The sequence below is a fragment of the Variovorax sp. EL159 genome, assembly GCF_900100965.1.
Lineage (GTDB): Bacteria > Pseudomonadota > Gammaproteobacteria > Burkholderiales > Burkholderiaceae_C > Variovorax.
Window position 1 is genome coordinate 214,290 of sequence record NZ_FMUJ01000006.1, and the last position, 20,507, is coordinate 234,796.

Sequence of the window (20,507 nt, forward strand, 5' to 3'; positions counted from 1 at the left end):
GTGATGGCCGCGCATCAGCAAACGGTATTTCCTCCCTGGCGCCCTGCGCCGCGATAGTCGCGCCAGTCCACTCGCACATGGAAGTGGCGCACAGGAGATAGCCTTTTGAATTCCCCATCCTTCGAGGTCGCCAACGTCGGCGCCCTCGTCTCGCGCGCATCCCGCGCATTCGCCCGGCAGGTCGCGATCAAGAGCCCGGCACGCTCGATCACCTACGAAGAACTCGACAGGCGTTCCAACCGCCTGGCCAACGCGCTGCTCGCGCACGGCCTGGCGCGCGGCGCGCGGGTCGGCGTGTGCCTGCCGAACTGCATCGAAGTGGTCGAGCTCGAACTGGCCTGCTACAAGGCCGCGCTGGTGAAGGCGCCGATCAACGCGCGGCTCTCGCCGGTCGAGGTGGCCGGAATGATCGCCAACAGCGAGGCCGAGCTGATCGTGACCACGGCCGCACGTGCCGAGGCCTTCCTGCCCCTTTTGCAGACCGCCCCGCCGCAACTGCTGCTGATCGACCCGCCCGAAGGCGGCGCGCACAGCTACGAAGCCGCGCTGGCCGCCGCCAGCGACACCTTCGACGCCGCGCGCGTGCAGTCCGGCGAGCTGGCCGTGCTGCACTACACCTCGGGATCGAGCGGCGTGCTGAAGGCGGCGATGCAGACCTTCGGCAACCGCCTGGCGCAGCTGCGCAAGTTCCTCATGCGACCCGACGGCATGCGGCCCGGCGAACTGCTGGGCCTGGTCGGGCCGATCACGCATGCCTCGGGCATGCAGCTCGTGCCAGCGCTGTGCAGCGGCGCGACCATCCGGCTGTTCGACGGCTTCGAGCCCGACCGCTTCCTGGCGGAGATGCGCGCCGACCGCGTGGCCCACACCTTCATGGTGCCGACCATGATCAACATGCTGCTCGCGCAACTGCAGGGCAAATACCTGCCGCTGCCCGACCTGAAGCGGCTCGGCTACGGCGCGGCGCCGATGGCACCCGCGCGCATCATGCAGGCGATGGATGTGTTCGGGCCGATCCTCTCGCAGGGCTACGGCGCCGGTGAAACCACTTCCGGCGTGTGCGGGCTCTCGGTCGAAGACCACCTGTTTGCACGCGCCGCCATGCCCGAGCGCCTGGCCTCCTGCGGACGACCCTTCCTGGAATCGCGCGTGGAAATCGTCGACGACGAAGGGAGGCCCGTGGCGGTCGGCGAGATCGGCGAGATCGTGGTCAGCGGCCCCGACGTCTTCGCGGGCTACTGGCGTGCGCCCGAACTCACGGCCGAGGTGCTGAAGAACGGCAGCTATCACACAGGCGACCTCGCGCGTGCCGACGACGACGGCTACATCTACATCGTCGATCGCAAGAAAGACATGGTGATCACCGGCGGCTTCAACGTCTACCCGTCGGAGGTCGAGGCCGTGCTCTACCAGCACGCGGCCGTTGCCGATGCCTGCGTGTTCGCGGTGCCCGACGACAAGTGGGGCGAGGCCGTGGCCGCGCACATCGTGCTCAAGCCCGGCGAGGTGCCCGACAGCGCCGCGCTCGACGCCTTCTGCGCCAGCCGGCTTGGCGGCTACAAGCGGCCGCGAACCATCGAGTTCGTGAACGCGCTGCCCAAGAACCCGAACGGCAAGGTCGCACGCAAGGTCATCCAGGCGCCCTACTGGGCCGACCGCGCGCGGCGCGTCAATTGAACGGACAGGAAGGAACACACATGAACGACGCACTTGCCGCAGGCACGCACTTCGAAGGCTCGGCGCAGGCCGCGGAACTGATCGGGCGCATCCGCGATTTCATTCACGGCGAGCTGGCCGCCATCGTTGCCGAGCACGGCATCGACCATGAGCACAGCCCCGACCGCGAGACGCTGCGGCGCATCTGGCGACGCTCCAACGAACTCGGCTTCTACGGCATCACGCTGCCGAAGGCGATGGGCGGGCTGGGCCTGTCGGTGCTCGACCACGTGCTGATCAAGGAGGCCATCTACGCCAGCGGTTCGCCGCTGGCGCCGCACGTGTTCGGCGAACTCAGCGGCCCGCCCCGGGTGGGCGCGCTCGCGCGGCAGGCCACGCCCTGGCAGCTCGAACAGTTCATCGTGCCGGTGGCGAATGCGAACAAGGCCATCTGCTTCGCGCTGACCGAGGCCGAGGCCGGCTCCGATGCCGGCGCGGTCCAGACACGGGCCGAGCGGCAGGGCGACGACTACGTGCTCACCGGCCGCAAGCGCTTTATCTCGGGCTCGCCCTTCGCCGACTTCGCGCTGGTGATGGCCTCGACCGCCCAGGACCCCGCCCAGCGCGAGGTCTCGGCCTTCTTCGTCGACCTGGGCCTGCCGGGTGCGCGCGTGGAATCAGGCTACAAGACCATGGCCGGCCAGTCGCACACGGGCGACATCGTGCTCGAAGGCTGCCGCGTTCCCGCGCGCAACATGATCGGCGAACCGGGCCGGGGCCTGGCACTGGCGCTCGGGCGCATCACGGTGAACCGGCTGCTGCATTGCCCGGCGATGGTGGGCCTGGCGCGCGTGGCGCTCGACGATGCCATCGCCTACGCAAAGGGCCGCCGCCAGTTCGGCCGCGCCATCGCGCAGTTCCAGGCCATCCAGCACATGCTGGCCAACATGGCGACAGACCTCGCCGCCGCGCGCGGGCTGATGATCGCCACCGCACGGCAGATCGATGCCGGCGGCGAGGCGCGCGCCGAGGCCTCGATGGCCAAGCTGTTCTGCTCCGAGTCGGCCTTCCGCATCGCAGATTCGGCGGTGCAGATCCATGGCGGCGAAGGCATCGTGCAGGGCCGGCGCGTGGAGTTTCTGTTCCGCATGCTGCGCATGTACCGCGTGCTCACCGGCACCAGCGAGATCCAGCGCAACACCATCGCGCGCGAACTGCTGGGCGACCCGGCCCCCTGATACCGCCGCACCGCCGCCCTTCACCACAACAACCAGACCGAGAGACAAGCACCATGAACCCCGATTGCATCGCCTCGCGGCGCCTGCTTTGCCAGGCGCTGGCCGTGTCGCTGCTGCCCGCCGCATGGCCCGCGCTGGCGGCCGACAGCGACTGGCCGAGCCGGCCCATCAAGTGGGTACTGCCCTACCTTGCGGGCACCGGCCCGGACATCACGGCACGCACGCTGGCAGAGGCCGTGAGCCCGCTGCTCGGGCAGCCCGTCGTGATCGAGAACCGCGCCGGCGCCGCCGGCAACATCGGCGCCCGGATGGTCGCGCACGCGCCCGCCGACGGCTACACGTGGATCTATTCCGCCGCGCCGATGGCGGCCAACATGCGCATGTACGCCAACCCGGGCTACGACGCGGTGAAAGACTTCCGCCACATCATGCGGCTGACGACCTCGGACATCCTGCTGATCGTCCACCCGTCCTCGGGCATCCAGAGCGTGCGCGAACTGGTCGAGCGTGCGCGTGCCAATCCGGGCAAGCTGGACTACGCCTCCGGCGGCGTGGGCACGCCTTCGCACCTGGGGGTCGAGCTGTTCCTGAGCGCCGCCGGCGTGCAGGCCACGCACGTGCCTTACAAGGGCGCATCGGAAATGGTCAATGCGGTGCTCGGCAAGCAGGTCTTCTTTGCGATGCCGATCTTCAGCGTGGCCTTTCCGCATGTGCAGGCGGGTCGGCTCAAGGCGCTGGCGATTGCGGGCAACCAGCGCAATGCCACGCTGCCCGATGTGCCGACGCTGGCCGAAGCGGGTGTGCCGGGCGTGTCGCTCACCTCGTGGGGCGGCATCTCGGTGCCGGCGCGCACGCCCGATGCGATCGTCTCGAAGATCCACGCGGCGTTCGAGCAGGCCATCCGGCAACCGGCCGTGCGCACGGTGATCGAGGCTTCGGGTGGCGTCGTCAGTCCGTCGAGTCCGCAGGACTACGCCAAGGGCTTCGCGCAAGAGATCGCGTTGACCGAAACCATGATGAAGAAGGCGCAGCTGGCGCCGATGTAGCACCGGCTGCTTCTCCATGAAAAATGGCGCCCGAGGGCGCCATTCTTGTTTGCAGCAAAGACCGGGGTCAGTCTTCGACGAAGGCCTCTTCGCGCTTCGACTTCACGGCCGGCAGCAGCACGATGATCAGCAGCAGCGCGGCGGCGGCCAGCAGGCTGGCGGAGATCGGGCGCGTGACGAACACGCTCCAGTCGCCACGCGACAGCAGCAGCGAGCGGCGCAGGTTTTCTTCCATCATCGGCCCGAGGATGAAGCCCAGCAGCAGCGGTGCAGGCTCGCAACCCAGCTTGAAGAACATGTAGCCCACCAGGCCGAAGATGCCGACCATCCACACGTCGAAGGTGTTGTTGTTGGTCGAGTACACGCCGATGGCGCAAAACAGCACGATCGCCGGGAACAGGTACTTGTACGGCACCGACAGCAGCTTGATCCACATGCCGATCAGCGGCAGGTTCAGGATGATGAGCATCGCATTGCCGATCCACATCGAGGCGATCAGGCCCCAGAACAGCTCGGGGTTGCTGGTCATCACCTGCGGGCCCGGCTGGATGTTGTGGATGGTCATCGCGCCCACCATCAGCGCCATCACGGCGTTGGGCGGAATGCCCAGCGTCAAGAGCGGAATGAAGGAGGTCTGCGCACCGGCGTTGTTGGCCGATTCAGGCGCCGCCACACCGCGGATGTTGCCCTTGCCGAAGGGCACTTCGCCCGGCTTCAGCTTGGTCTTCTTCTCGATGGTGTAGGCCGCGAAAGCCGCCAGCAGCGCACCGCCGCCGGGCAGGATGCCCAGTGCAGAACCCAGCGCCGTGCCGCGCAGAACCGCGGGCGTCATGCGCTTGAAGTCTTCCTTGGTCGGGAACAGACCCGAGACCTTGGCGGTGAACACTTCGCGCTCGTCGTCGGGGCGCGAGAGGTTGGCAATGATTTCGCCGTAGCCGAACACGCCCATGGCGATGGCCACGAAGCCGATGCCGTCGGTGAGTTCGGGAATGTCGAAGCTGTAGCGTGCGACGCCCGAGTTCACGTCGGTACCGACCAGACCCAGCAGCAGGCCCAGCACGATCATCGCGATGGCCTTGAGCAGCGAGCCCGAAGCCAGCACCACGGCGCCGATCAGGCCCAGGATCATCAGCGAGAAGTACTCGGCCGGGCCGAACTTGAAGGCCAACTCGGTCAGCGGCGGCGCGAACGCGGCCAGGATCAGCGTGCCCACGCAACCCGCGAAGAACGAGCCCAGGCCCGCTGCCGCGAGTGCCGGACCCGCACGGCCCTTGCGCGCCATCTGGTAGCCGTCGATCACGGTCACCACCGACGACGATTCGCCCGGCAGGTTGACCAGAATCGCGGTGGTGGAGCCGCCGTATTGCGCGCCGTAGTAAATACCGGCCAGCATGATCAGCGCCGACACGGGCGGCAGTGCGTACGTGGCGGGCAGCAGCATCGCGATGGTCGCGACCGGGCCGATGCCGGGGAGCACGCCGATCAGCGTGCCCAGGATGCAGCCGACCAGGCAGTACAGCAGGTTGGTGAAGGTAAAGGCAACGCCAAAACCCATCGAGAGGTGTTCAACCAATTCCATGATGTGAGCAGCTTTCTTCTCAGCCGGTGATGAAGGTCGGCCAGACCTGGATCTGGAGCTTCAGCGCCCAGATGAATGCGACATAGCTGCCGACGGCCAGTACGGTCGCGAGGGCCAGTACTTTCTTCAGATCGAACTCGCTGCCTGCGAGGCTGGAGATGATCACCAGCGCGTAGATGGCAATGATCATGCCCATGGCCGGCACGCCCACGCTCGGCAGGCCGCCGAGCAGCACGCCGAAGGCGAGGTTGGCGCCCAGGATGAACACCACCTGCTTCCAGGCCCATTTGCCGATCTTTTCGCCGTCGGTGGTTTCAACGGTGAGCCCGCTGAACATGATCCCGAGGCCAATGAGGGCCATCAGGATGCCGAGCATCAACGGAAAGTAACCGGGCCCCATGCGGGCACCGCTGCCCACGCTGTAGGTGGTGGCACCCCATGCGAATCCGACGCCCACGATGGTGAACATCAGACCCGAGAAAAAGTCTTTCTGACTTTTGATCTTCACGAACAGTCTCCTCGAACAATTTCGATGCGGGATTGTCCAGTCAGGCACTGGTCAGGTTGATGTGGATTCCACTAACGAAAGACCTAGGGATAACCCGAAAGACCACACGCCCTCTTTCGCGGAGGGCCAGAGCTTATTCGAGCGGAGGCGTCGCGCTCAGCACTTCTTCGATGGTCGTCACGCCTTCGGCCACGCGCAACGCACCGGCCAGGCGCAGCGGCCGCATGCCGTCGATCACCGCCTGGCGCCGCAGGCCCGTCAGGTTCGGCTCCTTGGTGACCTGGTCCTTGAAGGGCTCGGTCACGCTCAGCAGTTCGTACAGGCCCATGCGGCCCATGTAGCCGGTCATGCGGCAGTCGACGCAACCTACCGGCTTGTAGGCCCGCACCGAGCCGGTGATCTGCCACGGCTTGACGATGGTCTCGAGGCTTTCGCGCGTGACCGTGTCGTCGGGCTGCTTGCAATGCGGGCACAGCGTGCGCACCAGCCGCTGCGCGAGCACGCCCAGCATCACGGCCGTGATGAGGTACGAGGGCACGCCCAGTTCCATCATCCGTGTGATGGCGCTCGGCGCGTCGTTGGTGTGCAGCGTGCTGAACACGAGGTGGCCGGTGAGCGCCGCCTGCACCGCCATCTCGGCGGTGGCGAGGTCGCGGATTTCGCCGACCATGATGATGTCCGGGTCCTGGCGCATCAGCGCGCGCAGGCCTTCGATGAAGCCGAAGTCGAGCTGCGGCTGCACCTGCGTCTGGTTGAACGAGGGCTCGATCATTTCGATCGGGTCTTCGACCGTGCTCACGTTGACCTCTTCGGTCGCCACGCGCTTGAGCGTGGAGTACAGCGTGGTGGTCTTGCCCGAACCTGTGGGCCCGGTCACCAGGATGATGCCGTTGGGCCGCGTCACGAGCTGCTCCCAGCGGTGCGCGTCGTGCTGCGCGAAGCCCAGCGCGTCGAGGTCTTTCACTGCCGTGTCGGGGTCGAAGATCCGCATCACCATCTTCTCGCCGAACGCGGTCGGCAAGGTCGACAGGCGCATTTCGATTTCGTCGCCGCGCATGTTGCGGGTCTTGATGCGGCCGTCGAGCGGACGGCGTTTTTCGACCACGTCCATGCGGCCCAGCAGCTTGATGCGCGCGACCATCGCGTTCATCACGCCCATCGGCATTTGATACGCCGGGTGCAGGATGCCGTCGATGCGAAAGCGGATCACGCCCTGCTCGCGGCGCGGCTCCAGGTGGATGTCGCTGGCGCGCTGGTCGAAGGCGTATTGCCAGAGCCAGTCGACCACCTGCACCACGCTCTGGTCGTTGGCGTCGAGCTGCTTGTTGCTCTTGCCCAGCTCCACCAGTTGCTCGAAGCTCGCGCCGCCGGTGTTGCCGCCGGCCTTCTGCGCGGCGCGCACCGACTTCGCAAGCGCGAAGAACTCGGCCGTGTAGCGCTGGATGTCGGCCGGGTTGGCCACCACGCGCCGCACCGTGCGCTTGGACTGGCGCTCGACCTCGGCGATCCAGTCGGTAAGAAAGGGCTCGGCCGTGGCCACCACCACCTCGTTCGGCAGCACCTGCACCGGCAGCACCTTGTGGCGTTCGGCATAGGCCGCGCTCATGGTGTCGGCCACCTTGCCCACGTCGACCTTGAGCGGGTCGATGCGCAGGTAGGTCAGGCCGGCGCGGCCCGCCAGCCACTGCGTGAGCATTTCGAGATCGAGCGGCTTGCTGTCGCTCTCGCGGGTCATCGCCACGTTGGCCAGGCGCACCAGCGGTGCCTGCCGGCTCTCGGCCTGCGCGCAGCGCGCGATGGTGCGCTTGGCCTCGACCGGAGAAATGACGCCATCGGTGGCCAGCCATTCGATCAGGCGGCGCAGGTCGAGCGGGCCTTCGTGGCGGCCAGCCAGGGGAACAGGGGCGGAAGCAGCAGGAACAGCGCTCATGAGCCGGAAGGTCGGGTGATTGAAATATTCAGGGGCTTGAACACCCGCAACCACTTCGGCGCGGGCAAACCCCAGCGAGTCTGGATCGTTTGCGCGCGCTCGGCAAGCACCTCGCGCTTCGGTCGGCTGGGCGTGCGCTGCGCCAGCACCACCGTGTTGCCTTCGCGCGTCGGCTTGAAGGCCCAGACGGCATCGGCACCGAAGGCGGCCACGATTTTTTCGAGGCTGCGTTCATAGCTCGACGAACGGCCGAAGAGGTTGACCGTCATGCAGCCATCTTCGGTGAGCAGCGCGCGGCAGTCGGCATAGAAGTCTTCGCTGTCGAGCACCGGCGCGGCGGCCTCGTGGTCGTACAGGTCGACCTGCAGCGCATCGACCGTGCCCTGCCATTCGGGCTTGCGGATCTCGACCGCCGCATCGGCGATCACCACGCGCAGCTTCGGGTCGTCGGCCGGCAGCTTGAACCAGCCGCGGCAGGCCGACACCACCTGCGGATTCAGCTCGACGGCGGTGGTGCGCATGCGCAGCGTCTTGCGGCTGAACTTGGTGAGCGTGGCCGCGCCCAGGCCAAGCTGCATCGCGTGGCGGCTGGCCACGGTCTTGCCGTCGACGAACAGCAGCCACGCCATCATGCGTTGCACGTATTCGAGTTCGATCTCGAACGGCGCGTCGAGCTTCATCGAGCCCTGGACCCATTCGGTGCCCAGGTGCAGGTAGCGGATGTCGCCCCAGTCGGAAAAATTGACTTCGGGGAGAACGAGGGCTTTGGCGGGTGTTTTGCTCGATGCCATCAGAGAAGGTGGTGGGCGACGAAGACCTCGCGCCAAGCCGCGAGCTTGCGCTCGAAGCTCCACGACGCGTTGGCGGGACTGGTGGAAGGCAACTGGTAGACCGGTACGCCCAGGGTGCGCGTGTGGCGCGCGTGCTTGAAGCTCTCGCCGCCGTTGTGCGCAATGGCCGCGAGCCGGGGCAGGTGAAGGCCGGCGATGTCGTTCGCCACCGGCGCGCGGATGGCCGAATCGAGGCTGCCCTCGCGCTCGCAGGCGCCGTACACGTCCCACACGCCCAGGCCGCGATCGAGCAGCCAGCCGCAGCGCTTGCCGTAGCTGTCTGCGCCCGACGGGAGAGGTTTTTCGGGCCAGACGGCTTGCAAGATCTTCCAGAACTGGTTTTGGGGGTGTGCATAGTACTGCTGCTGCGCAAGCGACTTGACCCCGGGGAAACTGCCGAGGATCAGCACGACCGTGGACGGCGAAACGATGGGCGCGAGCCCCGTGAGCAAGGTGCTCACGGCGGCGGGTGCGGCGGATGGATTCATGGGCGGTATCTTGGCACCGCCAGCGAGCGCCCACAAAAAAACCCGCCGCAGCGGGTTCTTTCGTTCAGGCCGAAGCCTGTGCTGCCAATTTACTTCTTGGCGGCTTCGTTCTCGGCGGTGCCGGGAATCTTCTCGCCGATGGCCTTGCCGGTGCTGCGCATGCCGTCGGCCGTCTTGTGGCCGGCGTTTTCAACGGCTTCGCCGGTCTTGGCGGCAGCGTGCTTGGTGGCCTTGGTGGCCTTCTTGGTGGTGCGCTTGGTGGCGTCCCATGCCTTCTTGGTGCCGCGTTCGGTGGCGGCAACGGCCTTCTTGGTGGTGCGCTTGGTCGCGTCGACTGCGTCCTTGCCGGCTTCCTTCACCTTTTCGGTGGTGCTGGGTTCGGCCGTAGCAGGCGTCGCAGCGGGAGCGGTGGTCTGCGCCACGGCCGACACGCCGATGGAGGCGAGTGCCAGGGCGAGGACAACGGGCACGGTGCGAATGAAAGACGTGGTCATGAAAAAGCTCCTGGATGTTGGATGAAGTTTTTGAAGTGACGTGCTTGCCACTGGACTAGCAACGAACTTGCGAACCCCAAGGATGACAGCAAATCTGCAGCATCTGCACACACGGGCGCAGAACGGGGCATTGACCTACGCGGCCTGCGGCGGGCGTTCCGACAAGGCCATCAGACTTTCGAGCTTCGGCAGCGTTTCGACCGCATTGCGCGTGGTGGCCCGGGCCAGCTCGTCGATGCCGATGCCCCGCAGGCCGGCCACCACTTCAGCGATGCGCGGCAGCTCGCCGGGCTCGTTGCGGCCCTGCGGCTCGCCGGCGGCGCGTTGTTCTTGCGTGCGGTAGAGCCAGTGCGGCTGGATGTCGGGCGCATCGGTTTCCATCACGATCGATTCGAGCGGCAGCGTGCTGGCCAGCCGCCGCAACTGCAGCGCGCGCTCGAAGGTCACGGCCCCGCCGAAGCCCAGCCGGAGCCCGAGCGCGATGCAGGCCTGGGCCTGCTGCTCGCTGCCGTTGAAGGCATGCGCGATGCCGCGCCACGGTTGGCCGCCCGCCGTTTGCCGCAGATGCTTGAGCACCTTGTCGACCGAACGCCGCACGTGGATGAGGATGGGTAACCCGTGCTTGCGTGCCAGTTGCAACTGAGTGTGAAAGAAGCGCTCCTGTTTGTCGCCGTCCAGGCCCTCGACGAAATAGTCGAGCCCGATCTCGCCGACCGCCACCAGCCGGGGGTCGTCGCGGCGCGCGGTCAGCTCGGCGTCGAGCGCGTCCAGGTCGGCGTCTTTCGCGTCGCCGGTGCACAGCGGGTGGATGCCCAGCGCGTAGGCGTCGCCCTGCGCGTGGGCCAGTTCGCGCACCGTGGCGAAGTTGAAGACGGCGACCGCCGGAATCACGCACATCGCCACCCCCAGCCTGGCGGCGCGGGCGCGGATCGCGGGCATCTCCGCACCGAATTCGGGCGCATCCAGGTGGCAGTGGGTATCGACAAATGCAGCCATCGCGCGATGATGCCCGAAGGGATGCGCAGGCGCGGAAAGCGTGCTACTGTGAACTCCTTCACGCGATTTTTTTGCCGGAGGTTCTCCGATGCGCAGGCCCGCTTTCTACAGCCGTTCGCCCCGCACGCTGCCGCCGGCCGCAGAACAGGCGGCCGACGAGGCAGATGCGCCGGCGTCGCCTGATGCGGCAGCCAGTGCCGCGCCCAATACCTCGACACGCACCGGCTGGCAACCGGGCCGCCGCAGCTTCGCGCTGCTGATCGTGCTGAGCGCCGCGCTGGTCACCGGTGCCGCGCTCTGGGCGCCGCGCCCCGGAAGCAAGGTCCTCACGCAAAAGGACATCGACGCGGCCGTGCTTCGCACGCTGCAGACCAACACCCTGCCCTCGCCCGCGGCCAAGGCGGCCGACATCATCCGGCCCTCGGTGGTGCGGGTCGTGAGCTACGGCGAAGAAAAGAACACCCCCGAGGCCCGGCTGCAGAAGCGCGGCCGCAACCTCGCCAAAGGCAAGCCGCCGGACGCCGCCTCGCCGCCCGGCGAAGTCGAGCGCGGCGTGGGCACGGGCGTGGTGATCGTCGACAAGGGCGTGATCCTTACCAACCTGCACGTGATCGCAGGCGCCGACAAGATCAAGGTCACCTTCTTCGACGGCCTCGAAGCCGTGGCCACCATCACCGGCGTGCAGCCCGAGAACGACCTTGCCGTGCTGCAGGCGCAGAAGGTGCCCGACGACCTGATCCCGGCCACCATGCGCTCGACCGCCGACCTGCGCCCCGGCGACCAGGTGGCCGCGGTGGGCTTTCCGTTCGGCATCGGGCCGTCGGTGTCGGCCGGCGTGGTGTCGGGCCTCAACCGCTCCTTCCGCTCGCCAGAGGGCAAGCAGGAGCTGGGCAACCTGATCCAGTTCGATGCCGCCGCCAACCCCGGCAATTCGGGCGGCCCGCTGATCAACATGGACGGCGAGGTGCTCGGCATCGTCACCGCCATCCTCAACCCGACGCAGCAGCGCACCTTCATCGGCATCGGCTTCGCGGTGCCCATCGAGAACGCGGCCTCTGCGGCAGGTTCGCCGCCTTTCTGATTTCTTCGAAAGAAAGCCCTTCGCATGAGCACAGAGAACCCGATCCCCTCCACCTTCGCCACCGCGCCCGCCACCGCCGAGCTGATGGAGCAGATCCTTTACGAGGTCAAGCGCGTGGTCGTGGGCCAGGACCGCTTTCTCGAGCGCGTGATGGTCGCGATGCTCGCAGGCGGCCACCTGCTGGTCGAGGGCGTGCCGGGCCTGGCGAAGACGCTCACCGTGAAGACGCTGGCCGACACCGTGCGCGGCCAGTTCAAGCGCATCCAGTTCACGCCCGACCTGGTGCCGGCCGACCTGGTGGGCACGCGCATCTACAACCAGAAGACGGGCGAGTTCAGCACCTCGCTCGGCCCGGTGTTCGCCAACCTGCTGCTGGCCGACGAAATCAACCGCGCGCCGGCCAAGGTGCAGAGCGCGCTGCTCGAAGTGATGCAGGAGCGGCAGGTCACCATTGCCGGTGAAACGCACAAGGTGCCGCGCCCCTTCCTCGTGATGGCCACGCAGAACCCCATCGAGACCGAAGGCACCTACCCGCTGCCCGAGGCCCAGGTCGACCGCTTCATGATGAAGGTGATGGTCGACTACCCGAGCGACGAAGAAGAGTTCGTGATCGTGCAGCGCGTGATCGGCCCGCAGGTGCAGGTCAACGCGGTCGCCACCACCGACCAGCTCGCCGCGCTGCAGGCCGAGGCGCGGCGCGTGTATGTCGACCCTTCGCTGATCCAGTACGCCGTCAAGCTGGTCTCGGCCACGCGCACGCCCGAGAAGCACGGCCTGAAAGACCTGCGCCGCTTCATCACCTTCGGCGCCAGCCCGCGCGCCAGCATCAGCCTGACCGAAGGCGCGCGCGCATTGGCGCTGCTGCGCGGCCGCAGCTATGCGCTGCCCGAAGACATGACCGCGCTGGTACCCGACGTGCTGCGCCATCGCGTGACGCTGTCCTACGAGGGCCTGTCCGAAGGCCTGACGCCCGACGGGCTGGTGGAAAAGATCATGCGTGCAGTCCCCGCTCCCGCGAAACCGTTGGAACATGAAAAGCTGGTGGCGTAAGGCCCCCGCGGCCGCGAACGACGAACGGCTTGCCGCGCAGGCCGGTGGGGCGGAGCGCGCGTTGCGCCGGCTCGAATGGACCGTCATCCGCCGCCTCGACGGCCTGCTGCAGGGCGACTACCGCACGCTGATGCGCGGCGTCGGCCTCGACCTGGCCGACCTGCGCGAATACCAGCACCACGACGACGTGCGCCACATCGACTGGAACGTCACCGCGCGGCTGCAGGTGCCGCATGTGCGCGTGTTCACCGAAGACCGCGAGATGGCCGCCTGGTTCGTGCTCGACCTGAGCCGCTCGGTCGATTTCGGCTCGGGCCTGAAGGCCAAGCGCGAGATCTCCGCCGGCTTCGTCGGCGTGCTGGCACGCCTGCTCACGCGACACGGCAACCGGGTCGGCGCGCTGGTCTACGGCAAGGACCTCGAAGCGGTGATTCCCCCGCGCACCGGCCGCCGCCACGTGCTGCACCTGCTGCATGCGATGGAGCGCCGCGCCGACAAGGCCGATGCGGCGCCCGCGCAGAAGGGCATGACCCGTCTCGACGAACTGCTGAAGTCGGCCGCTGCGCTGATGCCGCGCCGCTCCACCGTGTTCGTGGTGTCCGACTTCCTGAGCGAGCCCGGCTGGGAGCGTCCGCTGGGCCAGCTGGTGCAGCGCCATGAAGTGATCGCCGTGCGCCTGTTCGATCCGCTCGAACTGGAGCTGCCCGACCTGGGCCTGGTGCCGCTGCGCGATGCGGAAACCGGCGAGCAGCTCTGGGTCGACACCCACGACGCCGGCTTTCGCAAGCGCTTCGCGCGGCTGGCGTCCGAGCGCGAAGCCACGCTGCGCGCGGCGCTCGCCAAGGCGGGCGTCGATGCGCTCGAACTCTCGACCAACGACGACCTGGTGGAAGCCATCGTTCGTTTTGCCGACATGCGCAAGCGCCGCGCGCGCATCGGCCTGGCGGGCCTGAAGGCGGTGGCAGCATGAACTTTGTCTGGCCTCAATTCCTCTGGCTGCTGGCGGCGTTGCCGCTGCTGGTGTTGCTCTACCTCTGGCTGATCCGCCGCAAGAAGAAGCTGGCAGTGCGCTATGCCAGCCTGTCGATCGTGCGCGAGGCCATCGGCACGGGCCAGAGCGTGCGGCGCCACATTCCGCCCCTGCTCTTTCTGCTGGCCATGGCCGCGATGCTGGTGGCCGCCGCGCGGCCGCTGGCGGTGGTGGTGCTGCCGTCGAACCAGCAGACCATCATCCTCGCGATGGACGTGTCGGGCAGCATGCGCGCGGCCGACGTGCTGCCCAACCGGCTGGTGGCGGCGCAGGAAGCGGCCAAGAGCTTCATCAAGGACCTGCCGCGCAGCGTGAAGGTGGGTATCGTCGCCTTCGCGGGCAGCGCGCAGGTGGCGCAGTTGCCCACCACCAACCACGACGACCTGGTCACCGCCATCGACAGCTTCCAGCTGCAGCGCGCCACGGCCACGGGCAACGCCATCGTGGTGTCGCTGGCCACGCTGTTCCCCGACGCCGGCATCGACGTCGAGCAGTTCAGCGCGCCGAGCCGCCAGCGCGGCATGCCGCTCGACCAGACGGAGAAAAAGCTCAAGGACTTCACGCCCGTCGCGCCCGGCTCGTACACCTCGGCCGCGATCATCATGCTGACCGATGGCCAGCGCACCACCGGCGTCGATCCGCTCGATGCGGCCAAGGCCGCGGCCGACCGCGGCGTGCGCATCTACACAGTGGGCGTGGGCACGGTCGATGGCGAAACCATCGGCTTCGAGGGCTGGTCGATGCGCGTGCGGCTCGACGAAGACACGCTCAAGGCCATCGCCCAGAAGACGCAGGCCGACTACTTCTACGCCGGCACCGCGAACGACCTGAAGAAGGTCTACCAGACGCTGAGTTCCAGGCTCACCGTGGAGAAGAAAGAAACCGAAATCTCGGGGCTCTTCGCGCTCGGCGCGGCGCTGCTTGCGCTGCTGTCGGCGGGGTTGTCGCTGCTCTGGTTCAACCGGATTCTCTAGGCCGCTTTCAGGCGCCCGTGGCCGACTTCGACGCCAGTCGTTCGAGGCCGGTGCGCACTTCGTCCAGCACCTCGTTCGACAGGGCTTCGTCGTTCACCGCGCGGGCGATCACCACGCCGCCGAGCATGGCGGCCAGCATCAGGATCGCGTCGGCGCGCGCGGCCTTCTTCGTGCGCCACGGAAAGTGTTTCGTGAAGCGCTCGATGGTGGCCTTGAAGTGCGCCGTCAGCGACGCACTCAGGCCCTGCTCGCGCCCCGTCTGCTCCGCGAATGCCGCCATCAGGCAGCCCTGACTGCGGTCGTCGCGGTGGTCCGCGCTCAGGTAGGCGCGCATGTAGGCCAGCAGGCCTTCCGGCTTTTCGGCCACGCTGTCGATCTGGTCCAGCGCGGCGGCCGAGGCATGGTCGATGCACTCGGCCATCAATGCCTCCTTCGAGGCGAAGTGGTTGTAGAACGGCCCGTGCGTGAGGCCCGTGGCCTTCATGATCTCGGCCACGCTCACGCCGCCGAAGCCGCGTTCCTTGAACAGGCGCGAGGCTTCGGCAAGGATCTTCTGGTGCTTTTCGGCGGTTTCTGCTGGGGGGTATCGCATGCGACCTCTTCCTGTTCCGGGCTGCGTCAAGCGCGTGCTTGACGTTAAGCATGATAGCCATCATGCTTCGCCACCTCAAACATGACGACCATCATGTTTGAAACCGACCCACCCTCTTTCCTGAATGGAATCGACATGAGCGAACACGCAAACCCCGGCACCGCCGTCATCACCGGCGCCTCGGCCGGCCTTGGCAAGATCTATGCGGACCGCCTCGCCCGGCGCGGCCACGACCTGCTGCTGATGGCCCGGCGCGGCGACCGTCTCGAAGAAGTGGCCCAGGCCCTGCGCGCCGCATACGGCGTGAAGGTGCAGACGCTGGTGGCCGACCTGGGCGCGGCCGACGACCTGGAACGCGTGGCGGCCGTGGTTGCCGCCGACCCCGCCATCACGCTGCTCGTCAACAACGCCGGCACCTCGACGCTGGCACCGGTCGCGCAGACCTCGACCACGCAGATGCAGCAGATGCTCGGCGTGAACATCCACGCCCTCGCCCGCCTGAGCCATGCGGTGTTGCCGGCTTTCAAGGCGCGCAACCGCGGCACGCTGGTCAACGTGGGCTCGGTGCTGGGCTTCCACACGCTGCCGGTCAGCAGCATCTACAGCGGCACCAAGGCCTTCGTGGTGGCCTTCACGCGCGGCCTGCAGGCCGAAGTCGCGGGCACCGGCGTGAAGGTGCAGCTGGTGTTGCCCGCCGCCACGGCCACCGACATCTGGGAGCTGTCGGGCGTGCCAAAGTCGACCCTGGCCGAGGGCACGCTCATGGCCGCCGAAGACTGCGTGGACGCCGCGCTGGCCGGGCTCGACCTGGGCGAGCCGATCACCCTGCCTTCGGTGAACGAAGCCGCGCTGCTGGCCAGCTTCACCGACGCAAGCGCACGGCTGTTCACCGCCTCGCAGACCGGCAAGCCGGCAGCGCGCTACCTGGCGGCGGCGGCGGCCGCCTGAGCCTCGGCCATCTTGGCCGCGATCGCGGCGTAGTCCGGCGACTGGACCGCGCCGACACCGCCCAGGAACAAGTCGGCCACGATCGGCGCGATCGCCGCGTGGTCGAGTTTTCCACCGGGCTTCATCCAGGTGAACATCCAGTTGATCATGCCGAACAGCAGCATGGTCAGCGGCTTGGCCAGGTCGTCGCTCGGCGCGCCGGGCCGCAGCGCGGAGACGGCGCGCGCAAAGCCCGCGACCACCTCGCGCTCCTTGTCGAGCACGCGCTCGCGGTCGGCCTCTTCCAGAAAGCGCACGTCGTCGGTCAGCACGCGGTGCGCGTCCTGCGCGCCGGCGTATTCCTCGACGATGCGGTAGATGAAGCGGCGCAGCCGCTGCTCGTCGGTATGCGGCGAGGCCTCTTCCTCGGCCACCAGCGCCGCCAGCTTCGAGACGTGCGTCTCGGCGATGCTGATCAGGAGGCTGCTCTTGTCCTTGTAATAGTGATAGAGCGTGGCCTTCGAGAGATTGCAGGCCTCGGCCACCTGGTTCATGGACGTGGCGGGATAGCCCCGGCGCGCGAACAGCTGGGCCGCCTGCGCAAGGATCAGTTCACGCTGGTCGTCGTAGGTGGCGGATCTTCCACGCGGCATCGGGTCTGGTTCCTGGAGTGAGCGGTTGGGGGCAACGCGCGATCTTGCACGAAGCGCGAATGGCGTCGTCGGCTGCCGTCAGTTGCGCTTCGTGGCAATGAGCGAGCGCACGTCGGTGGCCGGCAGGCGCGGCCGGTCCTGTTCCACCTCGGCGAGCGGCGCCACCTCGCGCAGGCTGGCCAGGCTGCGCACCGTGAGCGCCTGGTAGGTGTGCGTGCCTTCGAGCTTCCAGGCGATTTCTTCCGCGCTCAGCTCGCGCCGTACCTTGGCCGGGATGCCGGCCACCAGCGAGCGCGCCGGCACCTTCATGCCGGCCGGTACGAAGGCACAGGCCGCAACGATGGCCTGCTCGCCGATCTCGGCCTCGTCCATCACCACCGCGTTCATGCCGACCAGCGCATCGCGCCGCACGATGCAGCTGTGCAGGATGGCGCCGTGCCCGATGTGGCCGTTGACCTCGATCACCGTGTCGTTGTCGGGAAAGCCGTGCACGCAGCAGTGGTCCTGCACGTTCGAGCCCTCCTGCAGCACGATGCGGCCGAAGTCGCCGCGCAGGCTGGCACAGGGGCCCACATAGCAACGGGGGCCGACGATCACGTCGCCGATCAGCACGGCCGTGGGGTGCACATACGCGCTCGGGTCGACGACCGGGATCACGCCGTCGATGGAATAGCTGGGCATTGGGTCCGTCTCCTTTTTTGCGGGGCTCAGGGTTTGCCCTGAAATCAACCCGCTTGTGCTGGAATCATGGTCGATCCTAAAATCAACCGAACGGTCGGTCAATAGTGTTTGCACGCCGATACGTCCCCCACACAGGATGAGAGACACAAGCCATGAGTGAATCTTTGGTACTCACCAGCAACGCCGGCGCGGTGCGCACGCTGAGCCTGAATCGCCCCGCGGCGCTGAACAGCTTCACGACGGAACTGCACGCCGAGCTGCTGGCGGCGTTGTCGCAAGCCGCCACGGACGACACCGTGCGCTGCGTGGTGCTCACCGGCGCCGGGCGCGCCTTCTGCGCCGGGCAGGACCTGGCCGATCCGTCGGTCGCGCCCGACCCCACGCCCGGCGCGGCCCCCAAGGACCTGGGCCACGTCATCTCCACCTACTACGCCCCGCTGGTCGACATGCTCCGCTCGATGCCGGTGCCGGTGATCGCCGCCGTCAACGGCGTTGCGGCCGGAGCGGGTGCCAACCTCGCGCTGTGCTGCGACCTCGTGGTCGCGGGGCGCTCGGCCAGCTTCATCCAGGCCTTCACCAAGATCGGCCTCGTGCCCGACACCGGCGGCACCTGGCTGCTGCCGCGCCTCGTGGGCCCGGCGCGCGCGCTCGGCATCGCGATGCTCGGCGACAAGCTGCCCGCCGAAGAAGCCGCGCGCATCGGCCTGATCTGGCAGTGCGTGGACGACGCGGCACTGGCCGACACCGTCGCCTCGCTCGCCTCGAGGTTGGCCGCCATGCCGACCCGCGCGCTCGTCGCCACCCGCCACGCCATGGCCGCCGCGCAGAACACCGACCTGGACACGGCACTCGCCGAAGAAGCCCGCATCCAGCGCGAGATGGGCAATGCCAACGACTACCGCGAAGGCGTCGAAGCCTTCCGCGCCAAGCGCGCGCCGCAATTCAAGGACCGCTGACAAGCCATGACCGAAACCAACCGCACGCCCCAGCAAACGGCCGAGTACGTCCGCGACGGCATGTTCGCGAACGACAACGCCACCAAGGGCCTCGGCATGCGCATCGTCGAGGTCGGCCCCGGCCAGGCCACCCTCGAAATGCGGGTGCGCCCCGACATGCTCAACGGCCACGCCACCTGCCATGGCGGCTTCATGGCCACGCTGGCCGACTCCACCTTCGCCTTCGCCTGCAACTCGTACAACGAGCTGACCGTGGCCTCGGGCTTCTCGATCGACTTCATTGCACCGGCGCGCGAAGGCGACCTGCTCACCGCGCGCTGCCACGAAGTGTCGAAGGCCGGCCGCACCGGCGTGTACGACACCGAAATCACCAACCAGCGCGGCGAGCGCATCGCGATGTTCCGCGGCCGCTCGTACACCGCCAAAGGCCGCCCCGCCGTCCCCGCCTGAAGAAGAGACAAGCCACCATGACCGCCCGACACCCCGCCCCCGGCGAACTCGACCCCATCGAAACCGCGAGCCGCGACGAGATCGCCGCGCTGCAGCTCACCCGCCTGCGCGCCACGCTGCAGCGCGCGTATGACAACGTGCCGCACTACCGAAAGGCCTTCGATGCCAAGGGCGTGCATCCGAACGACCTGAAGTCGCTCGCCGACCTGTCGAAGTTTCCGTTCACGGTGAAGAGCGACCTGCGCGACAACTACCCCTTCGGCATGTTCGCGGTGCCGCGCGAACAGGTCGCGCGCATCCATGCGTCGTCGGGCACCACCGGCAAGCCGACGGTGGTCGGCTACACGCTGAAGGACATCGACACCTGGGCCAGCCTCGTCGCCCGCTCCATCCGCGCGGCGGGCGGACGGCCCGGCGACATGGTGCACGTGTCGTACGGCTACGGCCTCTTCACCGGCGGCCTCGGTGCGCACTACGGCGCCGAGCGCGCGGGCTGCACCGTCATCCCGATGTCGGGCGGCCAGACCGAGAAGCAGGTGCAGATCATCCAGGACTTCAAGCCCGACATCATCATGGTCACGCCCAGCTACATGCAGGTGATCATCGAGCAGTTCGAGCGCCAGGGCCTCGATGCGAAAGACAGCTCGCTCAAGATCGGCATCTTCGGCGCCGAGCCCTGGACCGAGGCGATGCGCCGCGACATCGAGGCCAAGGCCGGCATCGATGCGGTCGACATCTACGGCCTCTCCGAAGTGATGGGCCCCGGCGTCGCGAGCGAATGCGTCGAAAGCAAGGACGGCCCCGTGATCTGGGAAGACCACTTCTATCCCGAGATCATCGACCCCGAGACCGGCGAGCTGAAGGCCGACGGCGAAGAAGGCGAACTGGTCTTCACCTCGCTCAGCAAAGAGGCCATGCCGATCGTTCGCTACCGCACGCGCGACCTCACGCGCCTGCTGCCGCCCACCTCGCGTTCGTTCCGCCGCATGGGCAAGATCGTCGGGCGCAGCGACGACATGATGATCATCCGCGGCGTCAATGTCTTCCCCACGCAGGTCGAGGAGATCGTGCTCGCGCACAAGTCGCTCTCGGGCCTCTACCAGGTGCACGTGAGCCGCGCCGACAAGCTCGACCAGGTCGAGGTGCACTGCGAGCTCAACCCCGCCGAGGCCGCCTCGGCGGACCGCACCGCCATCGGCGAATGGGTGCAGCACCGCGTGAAGACGCTCATCGGCATCTCCACGCGCGTGGTCGTCCACTCGCCCAACGAGATGGAACGCACCCAGACCGGCAAGGCCCGCCGCGTGATCGACACCCGCCCGCGCTGAACGCACAGCGCGCGCATCAC

The 20,507-nt window shown here is 67.6% G+C and carries 21 protein-coding genes; 11 read left to right on the forward strand and 10 right to left on the reverse strand.

What is annotated here, in order from left to right:
• Nucleotides 1–105 precede the first annotated feature (105 nt).
• From BLQ28_RS24960 to BLQ28_RS24970, 3 genes are read left to right on the forward strand one after another with little or no spacing between them, the layout of a single operon-like run.
• Nucleotides 106–1,677 carry an AMP-binding protein gene (locus BLQ28_RS24960; protein ID WP_093245917.1) on the forward strand — a complete coding sequence of 524 codons (1,572 nt, stop codon included), beginning with the start codon at nt 106–108 and terminating at the stop codon, nt 1,675–1,677.
• Nucleotides 1,678–1,697: 20 nt separating this feature from the next.
• Nucleotides 1,698–2,894 carry an acyl-CoA dehydrogenase family protein gene (locus BLQ28_RS24965; protein WP_093245918.1) on the forward strand — a complete coding sequence of 399 codons (1,197 nt, stop codon included), beginning with the start codon at nt 1,698–1,700 and terminating at the stop codon, nt 2,892–2,894.
• A 53-nt stretch (nt 2,895–2,947) separates the two neighbouring features.
• Nucleotides 2,948–3,940, forward strand: coding sequence for a tripartite tricarboxylate transporter substrate binding protein (locus tag BLQ28_RS24970; RefSeq protein WP_093245920.1), 993 nt, complete (start codon nt 2,948–2,950; stop codon nt 3,938–3,940).
• A gap of 67 nt (nt 3,941–4,007) precedes the next feature.
• Here the strand turns inward: BLQ28_RS24970 and BLQ28_RS24975 are convergent, their stop codons facing one another.
• The 7 genes from BLQ28_RS24975 to BLQ28_RS25005 form a co-directional block, all read right to left on the reverse strand.
• Nucleotides 4,008–5,519, reverse strand: coding sequence for a tripartite tricarboxylate transporter permease (locus BLQ28_RS24975; protein ID WP_093245921.1), 1,512 nt, complete (start codon nt 5,517–5,519; stop codon nt 4,008–4,010).
• Between the two features lie 19 nt (nt 5,520–5,538).
• The gene (locus BLQ28_RS24980; RefSeq protein WP_093245923.1) at nt 5,539–6,027 is read right to left on the reverse strand and encodes a tripartite tricarboxylate transporter TctB family protein; all 489 of its coding nucleotides are present in this window, start codon (nt 6,025–6,027) and stop codon (nt 5,539–5,541) included.
• Between the two features lie 133 nt (nt 6,028–6,160).
• Nucleotides 6,161–7,957 (reverse strand): type IV pilus assembly ATPase TfpB, encoded by a 1,797-nt coding sequence (locus BLQ28_RS24985; RefSeq protein ID WP_093245924.1) that lies wholly within the window; start codon nt 7,955–7,957, stop codon nt 6,161–6,163.
• On the reverse strand, nt 7,954–8,748 hold the full coding sequence (locus BLQ28_RS24990) for a class I SAM-dependent methyltransferase (RefSeq protein WP_093245926.1): 795 nt from the start codon (nt 8,746–8,748) through the stop codon (nt 7,954–7,956). Before BLQ28_RS24990 ends, BLQ28_RS24985 begins: the two co-directional genes overlap by 4 nt.
• The gene (locus tag BLQ28_RS24995; RefSeq protein ID WP_093246169.1) at nt 8,748–9,275 is read right to left on the reverse strand and encodes a DNA-deoxyinosine glycosylase; all 528 of its coding nucleotides are present in this window, start codon (nt 9,273–9,275) and stop codon (nt 8,748–8,750) included. The genes BLQ28_RS24990 and BLQ28_RS24995 overlap by 1 nt, the downstream gene beginning before the upstream one ends.
• An 89-nt stretch (nt 9,276–9,364) precedes the next feature.
• Nucleotides 9,365–9,769 carry a hypothetical protein gene (locus BLQ28_RS25000; protein WP_093245927.1) on the reverse strand — a complete coding sequence of 135 codons (405 nt, stop codon included), beginning with the start codon at nt 9,767–9,769 and terminating at the stop codon, nt 9,365–9,367.
• Between the two features lie 135 nt (nt 9,770–9,904).
• Nucleotides 9,905–10,765 carry a TatD family hydrolase gene (locus tag BLQ28_RS25005; protein ID WP_093245929.1) on the reverse strand — a complete coding sequence of 287 codons (861 nt, stop codon included), beginning with the start codon at nt 10,763–10,765 and terminating at the stop codon, nt 9,905–9,907.
• A gap of 88 nt (nt 10,766–10,853) precedes the next feature.
• Here BLQ28_RS25005 and BLQ28_RS25010 point away from each other — a divergent pair, with 88 nt between their 5' ends.
• From BLQ28_RS25010 to BLQ28_RS25025, 4 genes are read left to right on the forward strand one after another with little or no spacing between them, the layout of a single operon-like run.
• Nucleotides 10,854–11,846: a S1C family serine protease gene (locus tag BLQ28_RS25010; protein ID WP_093245930.1), complete on the forward strand. Its 993-nt coding sequence runs from the start codon at nt 10,854–10,856 to the stop codon at nt 11,844–11,846.
• Between the two features lie 24 nt (nt 11,847–11,870).
• The gene (locus BLQ28_RS25015; protein ID WP_093245932.1) at nt 11,871–12,896 is read left to right on the forward strand and encodes an AAA family ATPase; all 1,026 of its coding nucleotides are present in this window, start codon (nt 11,871–11,873) and stop codon (nt 12,894–12,896) included.
• Complete coding sequence (locus BLQ28_RS25020; protein WP_093245933.1) at nt 12,877–13,866, forward strand: DUF58 domain-containing protein; 990 nt, start codon at nt 12,877–12,879, stop codon at nt 13,864–13,866. The genes BLQ28_RS25015 and BLQ28_RS25020 overlap by 20 nt, the downstream gene beginning before the upstream one ends.
• Complete coding sequence (locus BLQ28_RS25025) at nt 13,863–14,900, forward strand: VWA domain-containing protein (RefSeq protein ID WP_093245934.1); 1,038 nt, start codon at nt 13,863–13,865, stop codon at nt 14,898–14,900. Before BLQ28_RS25020 ends, BLQ28_RS25025 begins: the two co-directional genes overlap by 4 nt.
• A 7-nt stretch (nt 14,901–14,907) precedes the next feature.
• Here the strand turns inward: BLQ28_RS25025 and BLQ28_RS25030 are convergent, their stop codons facing one another.
• On the reverse strand, nt 14,908–15,492 hold the full coding sequence (locus BLQ28_RS25030; protein ID WP_093245936.1) for a TetR/AcrR family transcriptional regulator: 585 nt from the start codon (nt 15,490–15,492) through the stop codon (nt 14,908–14,910).
• Between the two features lie 135 nt (nt 15,493–15,627).
• On the opposite strand from BLQ28_RS25030, the gene BLQ28_RS25035 reads away from it, so the two are divergent.
• A complete protein-coding gene (locus tag BLQ28_RS25035) occupies nt 15,628–16,440 on the forward strand; it encodes an SDR family NAD(P)-dependent oxidoreductase (protein ID WP_093246171.1) in 813 nt (270 codons plus the stop codon).
• Here the strand turns inward: BLQ28_RS25035 and BLQ28_RS25040 are convergent.
• Both BLQ28_RS25040 and BLQ28_RS25045 read right to left on the reverse strand, forming a co-directional pair.
• Nucleotides 16,413–17,072 carry a TetR/AcrR family transcriptional regulator gene (locus BLQ28_RS25040; protein WP_093245938.1) on the reverse strand — a complete coding sequence of 220 codons (660 nt, stop codon included), beginning with the start codon at nt 17,070–17,072 and terminating at the stop codon, nt 16,413–16,415. The two genes, BLQ28_RS25035 and BLQ28_RS25040, sit on opposite strands and share 28 nt — an antisense overlap.
• Nucleotides 17,073–17,150: 78 nt before the next feature.
• Nucleotides 17,151–17,753 (reverse strand): phenylacetic acid degradation protein PaaY, encoded by a 603-nt coding sequence (locus BLQ28_RS25045; RefSeq protein WP_093245939.1) that lies wholly within the window; start codon nt 17,751–17,753, stop codon nt 17,151–17,153.
• Nucleotides 17,754–17,905: 152 nt separating this feature from the next.
• Here BLQ28_RS25045 and BLQ28_RS25050 point away from each other — a divergent pair, with 152 nt between their 5' ends.
• From BLQ28_RS25050 to paaK, 3 genes are read left to right on the forward strand one after another with little or no spacing between them, the layout of a single operon-like run.
• Nucleotides 17,906–18,709 carry an enoyl-CoA hydratase-related protein gene (locus BLQ28_RS25050; RefSeq protein WP_093245941.1) on the forward strand — a complete coding sequence of 268 codons (804 nt, stop codon included), beginning with the start codon at nt 17,906–17,908 and terminating at the stop codon, nt 18,707–18,709.
• A gap of 6 nt (nt 18,710–18,715) precedes the next feature.
• The gene (gene paaI, locus BLQ28_RS25055) at nt 18,716–19,159 is read left to right on the forward strand and encodes a hydroxyphenylacetyl-CoA thioesterase PaaI (RefSeq protein WP_093245942.1); all 444 of its coding nucleotides are present in this window, start codon (nt 18,716–18,718) and stop codon (nt 19,157–19,159) included.
• A gap of 17 nt (nt 19,160–19,176) precedes the next feature.
• Complete coding sequence (gene paaK / locus BLQ28_RS25060; RefSeq protein ID WP_093245944.1) at nt 19,177–20,487, forward strand: phenylacetate--CoA ligase PaaK; 1,311 nt, start codon at nt 19,177–19,179, stop codon at nt 20,485–20,487.
• Nucleotides 20,488–20,507: the final 20 nt, after the last annotated feature.

Bases quoted from the DNA above. Each gene is read 5' to 3' on its own strand.
- BLQ28_RS25000 (WP_093245927.1), bottom strand. From the start codon at position 9,769: ATGACCACGTCTTTCATTCGCACCGTGCCCGTTGTCCTCGCCCTGGCA.
- BLQ28_RS25045 (WP_093245939.1), bottom strand. From the start codon at position 17,753: ATGCCCAGCTATTCCATCGACGGCGTGATCCCGGTCGTCGACCCGAGC.
- BLQ28_RS24995 (WP_093246169.1), bottom strand. From the start codon at position 9,275: ATGAATCCATCCGCCGCACCCGCCGCCGTGAGCACCTTGCTCACGGGG.
- BLQ28_RS25050 (WP_093245941.1), top strand. From the start codon at position 17,906: ATGAGTGAATCTTTGGTACTCACCAGCAACGCCGGCGCGGTGCGCACG.
- BLQ28_RS24985 (WP_093245924.1), bottom strand. From the start codon at position 7,957: ATGAGCGCTGTTCCTGCTGCTTCCGCCCCTGTTCCCCTGGCTGGCCGC.
- BLQ28_RS24970 (WP_093245920.1), top strand. From the start codon at position 2,948: ATGAACCCCGATTGCATCGCCTCGCGGCGCCTGCTTTGCCAGGCGCTG.
- BLQ28_RS24975 (WP_093245921.1), bottom strand. From the start codon at position 5,519: ATGGAATTGGTTGAACACCTCTCGATGGGTTTTGGCGTTGCCTTTACC.
- BLQ28_RS24990 (WP_093245926.1), bottom strand. From the start codon at position 8,748: ATGGCATCGAGCAAAACACCCGCCAAAGCCCTCGTTCTCCCCGAAGTC.
- BLQ28_RS25005 (WP_093245929.1), bottom strand. From the start codon at position 10,765: ATGGCTGCATTTGTCGATACCCACTGCCACCTGGATGCGCCCGAATTC.
- paaI (WP_093245942.1), top strand. From the start codon at position 18,716: ATGACCGAAACCAACCGCACGCCCCAGCAAACGGCCGAGTACGTCCGC.
- BLQ28_RS25035 (WP_093246171.1), top strand. From the start codon at position 15,628: ATGAGCGAACACGCAAACCCCGGCACCGCCGTCATCACCGGCGCCTCG.
- BLQ28_RS24965 (WP_093245918.1), top strand. From the start codon at position 1,698: ATGAACGACGCACTTGCCGCAGGCACGCACTTCGAAGGCTCGGCGCAG.
- BLQ28_RS25040 (WP_093245938.1), bottom strand. From the start codon at position 17,072: ATGCCGCGTGGAAGATCCGCCACCTACGACGACCAGCGTGAACTGATC.
- BLQ28_RS25020 (WP_093245933.1), top strand. From the start codon at position 12,877: ATGAAAAGCTGGTGGCGTAAGGCCCCCGCGGCCGCGAACGACGAACGG.
- BLQ28_RS25025 (WP_093245934.1), top strand. From the start codon at position 13,863: ATGAACTTTGTCTGGCCTCAATTCCTCTGGCTGCTGGCGGCGTTGCCG.
- paaK (WP_093245944.1), top strand. From the start codon at position 19,177: ATGACCGCCCGACACCCCGCCCCCGGCGAACTCGACCCCATCGAAACC.
- BLQ28_RS25030 (WP_093245936.1), bottom strand. From the start codon at position 15,492: ATGCGATACCCCCCAGCAGAAACCGCCGAAAAGCACCAGAAGATCCTT.
- BLQ28_RS25010 (WP_093245930.1), top strand. From the start codon at position 10,854: ATGCGCAGGCCCGCTTTCTACAGCCGTTCGCCCCGCACGCTGCCGCCG.
- BLQ28_RS25015 (WP_093245932.1), top strand. From the start codon at position 11,871: ATGAGCACAGAGAACCCGATCCCCTCCACCTTCGCCACCGCGCCCGCC.